Below are 6961 nucleotides of genomic sequence, written 5' to 3' on the forward strand. Positions count from 1 at the left end.
GGGCTTACATCCCCTAGCCTAAAGGCGTAGGGGTTTTACGCCCATCCTTATAAAATGTATAGATTGTTTCATTAAAAATATTGACGTTACGAAAAAAGCCATGTGTTTCTAAGTAGTAATCACCTAACCCAAATTTCGTCTTTGCAGAGTCAATCAATTTTTGTATTCTTTCATCCATTTACCTGTCCCCTCTCTAGCATCTGACTTATCAGTGATTTCTATGTACCCTTATTTATCCCATCTTAGCAGCTAGACCCTCATTGGTGGAACTTTTACTTTATGTTTCGTTAAGTCGATTATACGCTGATTTCTACTTCCACGAAATGGTAAAGTTAAATCCCTTTCTGCCAGAATAAACGGGCCATCAACGAGAACATCGCAATAACCGAGTAATTCATATATATACGGGTCACGCGATGCAAGGAGTTGTTCGAATGTATAGCCTGTATAAATCCATATATTTTTTCCTAATTCCTTTAATCGTTTCGCCACTTTGCACACTTCTTCCGCCTGAAAAAAGGGTTCCCCGCCGGATAAGGTTACATCGGTCAGTGGATTACTGGCCACTTCCTCAACTACTTCTTCAACTGACATCTCTGTTCCATTATTGATATTCCAACTTCTCGGATTATGGCATCCCTTGCAGAAGTGCGGGCAGCCTGCAAAAAAGATAACTGTCCGTAAACCTTCACCGTCAACAACGGAATCATGGATAATATTCATGACTTTCATTGATGTTTAACCCTTTCGCTTTCTTCTGCACGTTTGGCTGAATTCCATCTTTTCATATCGCCAACTAAGTAACCGGTTATTCGTCTAATCCGCCCAATCTTATTTTCATCCGAATTATGGCAAATCGGACATTCGTTATCAATGATTCCCGAATAACCGCAGACGCCGCACTGGTCAACCGGGTGATTGATGGCACCATAGCCAATATCATATTGTGCCATGGCTTTTACTAATCGATCTAATGCATAAATATTCTTGGAAACATCTCCATCGCACTCAATATAAGTAATATGGCCACCATTACATAGTTTATGAAAGGAGCCTTCAATTTTTATTTTATCAATCGCCTTGATTTTATAGTAAACAGGGACATGGAATGAATTCGTATAATAGGACCGGTCCGTCACTCCGGGAATTTTCCCAAACTCCTTTTGATCATTCCGGGTAAATTTCCCTGATAACCCTTCTGCCGGGGTCGCAATTAAGGAAAAATTTAAATTGTATTTTTCACTTGCTTCGTCTACTTTTGCTCGCATATGCTGAACAATGCGATACCCTAATTGATAGGATTCCTTTGATTCACCGTGATGTTTGCCCGTTAATGCAACCAGTGCTTCAGCCAATCCAATGAAACCGACACTTAATGTTCCATGCTTTAATACTTCTCCTACTTCATCGTCAGGTTTTAAGTTTTCGCTATCCTTCCAAATATGCTGACCATATAAAAAAGGGAAATGCTTTGCCTGCTTTTTTGCCTGAAAATCAAACCGCTCTAACAGTTGTTTAATTACGAGATTGATATAGTGATCCAGTATGTTAAAATAATCACATTCATCTTTAGCAGTCAGCGCAATTTTTACAAGATTAATAGACGTAAAAGATAAATTTCCGCGACGAATACTATTTTCATCACCATGACGATTTGCCATCACTCGGGTACGGCAACCCATATAGGCAATTTCCGATTCCGGGGTTCCGTCATAGTATGGGCAATTGAACGCAGAATCTATAAAACTAAAGTTTGGAAATAAACGTTTTGCTGTCGTTTCAAGCGCTAGTTGATATAAATCATAGTTTGGTTCTCCGGGCTCGAAATTGATCCCTTTTTTCATTTTAAAAATTTGAATCGGGAAAATCGGTGTCTCCCCCTTGCCGAGTCCGGCTTTCGTTGCCAACAACATATTTTTTACGAGCAATCGCCCGGCTTTGGACGTATCGGTACCGTAATTAATAGATACAAACGGAACTTGCCCGCCTCCGCGAGAATGCATTGAATTACAATTATGGATGAAAGCTTCACACGCTTGGTACACATCTCGGTTGGTTTCTTTCCAGGCTAATGCTTCAAGCTCTTCTTCTGTATAGCAGGTGGAATAACTTTTTAAAAGGTTGATATTTTTTTGAAATGTTTTATCTATGTAAGGCGCAAGGTCATAATCAAACATCGGATAACTTTGCCCACCATGCTGCATGTTTTGATTTGATTGAAAAATAATCGCCGCTAATGCCATGGCACTGCTAATATCATTCGGTTCGCGCATAAAACCATGACCGGTATTAAATCCACCCTTTAATACCTCACCCAGCGGAATCTGACAACAGGTCGTCGTACCCGTCACCATAAAGTCAAGATCATGAGGATAAATAAAATTGTCATCAATCGCCTTTGTTATTTCTTCACTGAGCATCATTTGTTTTGCATAAAACTTACTGACCTCAGATGAGATTTTTGACATTTGTCCCATCGGTGAAGAACCGTCCATATTTGCATTTTCTTGAATAAGATCATGATTGCGCGAAAAAACAATCTCATTTAACGAATGTAAAGGAAAATCGCAAATAGCTTCTTGTTTGTTTCTTGTACTCATTTTCCATGCTCTCCTGTCTATCGCTAGTTTTGGGTAAATAAAAAACCGTTCACGCTCGGGATGAACGGCGGTAAAAAACGATAGAAAGGCAGCATGAAATAAGCATCTCCATCGTTTCACCTTCTCACACCCCGAAGAAACGAAACTCCAAGTTACGGCAGGTCTCCTGGCTTGTGTTTCTTCCTCCTAAAGCCCTTCCCATATCACTCCGAAAGATGAGCGATACAGTGGATTGCTTATTCGTCCACACGAACAGTTGCGGGGGCAGCTCCAGATTCGAACTGGATTCCCTTTTCAGACAGATGCTGTCACCATAACTCAAATCACTATATTTAGTATTATATAAACGGTTCATTAACTACATCTAGTATCCTACCATACTGAGTTTTTGATTTCAATGAAAAATTTGGGTGTAAGGGTAATTTATGCCCAACCACAAATAGTACAGTTTCTCAGCAAATAGAAAAAACCTCCGAAATCTCGGAGGTCTAACTTACAAATTGAAAGATAAAATTTAAAAGAAATAAACCGGCTATTATATAAAGCGTCACTGAAACTCGTTTTGCTTTCCCTGTGGTTAATTTCAAAATCGCATAAAAAATAAAGCCAATGGCAATACCATCTGCAATACTGTATGTGAAAGGAATCATGATCATAATAAAAATTGCCGGAAAAGACTCCGTTAAATCATGAAGGTCTAAGTTACGAATATTTTGCACCATTAGACCACCAATGATAATTAATACAGGTGCAATCGCATTGGAAGGAATCATATTCATATATGGAATGAAAAAAATTACTCCTAAAAATAAAAATCCGGTTGTAATCGCAGTTAAACCTGTCCGTCCACCTGCTGCAATAGCTGCAGTAGATTCAGCAGTCGCTACAGTTGGACTTGAACCAAAGATTCCAGACAACATTACTGAAATACCATTTGCCTGAAATGCCTTTTTAAATTTTTCCGGGTGTTTTGCCAGTTTCATATGTCCGGAAATCAAGCCAATATTTTCAAAGACGACAACCATCGTTACAGAAAATACGGCAATTAGAAACGGAAAAGATGCCCAATGCTCTAAAGAAAATGATCCAAACACTTCACTATAACCTTCTAATGATAATGAATCATTAGTCCCTGAAGGCAAAATACCAAATAAGAACGCGATGCCTGTTCCAATAAGGATTGTCCATAAAAAGTTCCCTTTTACATTGCGAATAAATAAAATTAACGCAATGATTAACGTTAAGATCGTAGCAATAACATTGGGATCACTCAAGTTTCCTAAAGAAATAATTGACAGGTCTCCACGTTCAACTAAATGACCTTTTTCCAGTCCAATAAGCATGAGGAAAAGACCGATTCCGATATTAATTGCTTCCTTCAATATTCCAGGAATTCCGTTACTAATAATCGTCGTTAAGGAAGTGAATGAAATCAGTGCAAAAATGAGTCCAGAGATGACTGTTACGCCGAGAGCTTCCTGCCAACTTAGCCCCATGGATTGGACAAGTGTATAGGTAAACATGGCATTAATCCCCATGCCCGGAACGACTAATATCGGTGCATTAGCCCAAATCCCCATCAGTAAACATCCGACAAATGAGGTCAGGATCGTACCCAACATTGCCCCTTCCAGTGGGATACCAGCCTCAGATAAAATGAGCGAATTCACAGCAATAATATAAACAATGGTAAAAAAACCGGTTAATCCTGCTGCTAATTCCTGCTTAACAGTCGTATCATGTTGTTTTAATTGAAACATTTTACTCCTTCTATTCAGTTTTCCCTCGCCCGACCCGCTCTCTTTCAAGAGCCACATATTTTATATTTTATTTTAAAAAAACAATTTGTCAATGGAATGGAATTTTATAATCAATGGAATCTTTGGTGTAATTTTACAACTGATCTTTCATTTGCGTTAAAAATAAGGTCCAACCCTCTTTTAAGGAATACCATTTTTGAATTTGATTCATTCTCATGCAGTTAGTCTTATATTTTGAACACCCTACATATCTCTTGAATTTGTTTTCTTCTTTAAATGAGATCGAACAAATCATTTCATATCGATTATAAGGGGTAGCGTTCTTAGTCAGCCATTGCTTTTCCTTACATATTCATTCCATTTCTTACAAAAAAGTAAGGTATATCTATTTTGATTTAAAAATACTGATTTGTACTTATACTAGTGGAGCTTTTTCCTTTCACCTGCTTTAATGTCGCGACAATCAGAAAGCTGACAATTACTAATAACAGCCATGAGCTGATTTTTCCCAGGTGAACGAGACTCCAAGCATCTGTTTGGTCTGGATATTGCCAAGCGCCAAAGAACGTGGCAATATTCTCAGCAATCCAAATGAAAAATCCGATGAGTATAAAAGAAAGTGTGAGTGGCATACGGTAGCGGGTTCCGTTCACTTGAAACATAACCCATGACCGCCAAAAGACGATTAGGACAAGCCCGGACAGCCACCACCGAACATCAACCCAATAATGGTGGGTAAAAAAATTTAAATAAATCGCAGCAGCAAGAGGGACAACGACCGAAAACGGCGGCCACTTAATCAGTTCAACCTTCAATCTCCGCCACGCTTGACAAAGATAACTTTGCTACACTGGCATACATGAATCCGCTATACAATGGTACGCCAAAAATTTTGACATAGCCCTCCTCTGGATAAGACCACGAGCCCATATGTACCTTGAAAATCTCCAGCGCAAGTCCAATCAAGTGGAACATGGTAATTACCTTTAGTTCATCCTTTGTTTCGAGTCCGGAATGTACCATCCACCATTGCATGAGGAGGCAGATAATCAGCAACCAGTCATACCGTGGTAAAAACGGTAAGGGCAGCATTTGGGTAATCGCTAAAGAGGAAAAAATGACAACAGGAAATATACAGGATAGGGCCTGTTCCCAACCAAAGCGAATTAATTGTTTTAGGGCTCTCATCAACGGTGCCTCCTTTGGCTTTTTCCGAACAATCGTAAGTCTATATTGAAAATGGTGTAAATAACTGTAAGTCTAGTGGCTAGTCAAATTCTTGTTTCTGCTTAGGTTTTTCGTTTTCTATTCCTTCTTCATTCATTTTGAGTGTCTTCATCACTTCGGTATTCGAGAATATCCCCGGGCTGACAATCTAAAGCCTTACAAATCGCCTCTAAAGTTGAAAACCGAATCGCCTTTGCTTTTCCATTTTTTAAAATAGAGAGATTTGCCATCGTTATTCCAACCCGCTCTGAAAGTTCTGTAACACTCATTTTCCTCTTCGCCAGCATCACATCAATATTTACAATAATGGCCATTGTTTTCACCCCTAGACCGTTAAATCATTTTCTGTTTTTATATCAATCGCTTCTTGTAAAAGTCTTTGGAGAACCGCTGCAAAGACAGTAATCACCATTGCAGCAAAAATAATGACCATATCAATGAGTATCAGACCCGGCGCATCATCTAATTCTGCTAAAAGATAAACGAATGGCAAGACAACTACATACAAACCACTGATTGTCATGGCACAAAATTTAATATTCTTGAGCGATCTTACCGATAATTCAGAGAAAGCTTGATTCTTGTCAATATGACCTAAAAGTTTAAAAGCCTGATACAAAGCAATGAAAAACGGTATAACGGATACATATATGCCGGTAATAATCGGATATAAGATATGGTTGTAATCCGGATTTACCGGATGATTTGGTAACCAAGACAAGCCAAATATACACAAAGTAAGAACCGGAACTCCAATAAGAATAACCGCTATCTTTAAAAAGAGTGTTGATCCTCGATTCATTTAAAACACCTCACATATTTATGATCGAATTTGATTTTAGCATGATATTTATTGTTTTTCAATAAATATTTATTAATTTTCATTGTATTTTTATTGAAAATCACATTATCACCAAAAATAAAAAGCATTCCTTATGAAAAAATGAAAATCCGCATGTTTGTTGTTTTTTTTCATACAATTTTTTAGAGGTGATCAGAGTGCCAAGAGTACAGTATACAAGCAGTGATGTGGATTTAGTGGCAAGGATGATGCGGGCAGAAGCAGAGGGGGAAGGTCGACTCGGGATGTTGATGGTTGGTAATGTTATTGTCAATCGGTTAAAAGCAAACTGTTTAGATTTCCGAGGTTTGCGAACAATCCGATAAGTAATTTTTCAAGTGCAGGGTGGAAATTATTCTTTTGAAGCCGTTCAAAAAGGAAATGTATTTTATAATCCGGCAAGAAGTGTAGAAAGGAGATTAGCCAAACTAACCTTAGACTATTGGCGAGAACATCCTTCCAAATATGCCCTTTGGTATTTTAACGGATTTCCGAAAGAAGTCTCCCATCCTCAAGGAATGTGCAGGGCGTAG

Annotated in this window: 6 protein-coding genes, 2 pseudogenes and 1 riboswitch; of the genes and pseudogenes, 1 reads left to right on the forward strand and 7 read right to left on the reverse strand. The window is 38.5% G+C overall.

The genetic code is table 11. From position 1 onward, the window contains the following. Positions 1-13: 13 nt before the first annotated feature. From LIZ98_RS16230 to LIZ98_RS16260, 7 genes and pseudogenes are all read right to left on the reverse strand, one after another. The gene (locus LIZ98_RS16230) at positions 14-178 is read right to left on the reverse strand and encodes a hypothetical protein (protein ID WP_161522334.1); all 165 of its coding nucleotides are present in this window, start codon (positions 176-178) and stop codon (positions 14-16) included. A 71-nt stretch (positions 179-249) separates the two neighbouring features. Beyond that, positions 250-732: an anaerobic ribonucleoside-triphosphate reductase activating protein gene (gene nrdG / locus LIZ98_RS16235; protein ID WP_041902344.1), complete on the reverse strand. Its 483-nt coding sequence runs from the start codon at positions 730-732 to the stop codon at positions 250-252. Next, positions 729-2600 (reverse strand): anaerobic ribonucleoside triphosphate reductase, encoded by a 1872-nt coding sequence (locus LIZ98_RS16240; RefSeq protein WP_227140265.1) that lies wholly within the window; start codon positions 2598-2600, stop codon positions 729-731. Before LIZ98_RS16240 ends, nrdG begins: the two co-directional genes overlap by 4 nt. Before the next feature lie 139 nt (positions 2601-2739). Next, a riboswitch (cobalamin riboswitch) is annotated at positions 2740-2931 on the reverse strand. 157 nt (positions 2932-3088) lie between these two features. Continuing rightward, entirely contained in the window at positions 3089-4360 is a 1272-nt protein-coding gene (locus LIZ98_RS16245; protein ID WP_227140264.1) for an NCS2 family permease, read from the reverse strand. A 395-nt stretch (positions 4361-4755) separates the two neighbouring features. Then, positions 4756-5548: pseudogene (locus tag LIZ98_RS16250) on the reverse strand (DUF817 domain-containing protein). 128 nt (positions 5549-5676) lie between these two features. Then, the gene (locus LIZ98_RS16255; protein ID WP_034767260.1) at positions 5677-5901 is read right to left on the reverse strand and encodes a helix-turn-helix domain-containing protein; all 225 of its coding nucleotides are present in this window, start codon (positions 5899-5901) and stop codon (positions 5677-5679) included. Positions 5902-5912: 11 nt separating this feature from the next. After that, positions 5913-6389: a DUF2975 domain-containing protein gene (locus LIZ98_RS16260; protein WP_041844648.1), complete on the reverse strand. Its 477-nt coding sequence runs from the start codon at positions 6387-6389 to the stop codon at positions 5913-5915. A 197-nt stretch (positions 6390-6586) separates the two neighbouring features. On the opposite strand from LIZ98_RS16260, the pseudogene LIZ98_RS16265 reads away from it, so the two are divergent. After that, positions 6587-6919: pseudogene (locus LIZ98_RS16265) on the forward strand (cell wall hydrolase); the annotation flags it as partial. Positions 6920-6961 lie beyond the last annotated feature (42 nt).

The sequence above is a fragment of the Caldibacillus sp. 210928-DFI.2.18 genome, from assembly GCF_020554505.1.
GTDB classification, from domain to species: Bacteria; Bacillota; Bacilli; order Bacillales; family Caldibacillaceae; genus Caldifermentibacillus; species Caldifermentibacillus hisashii.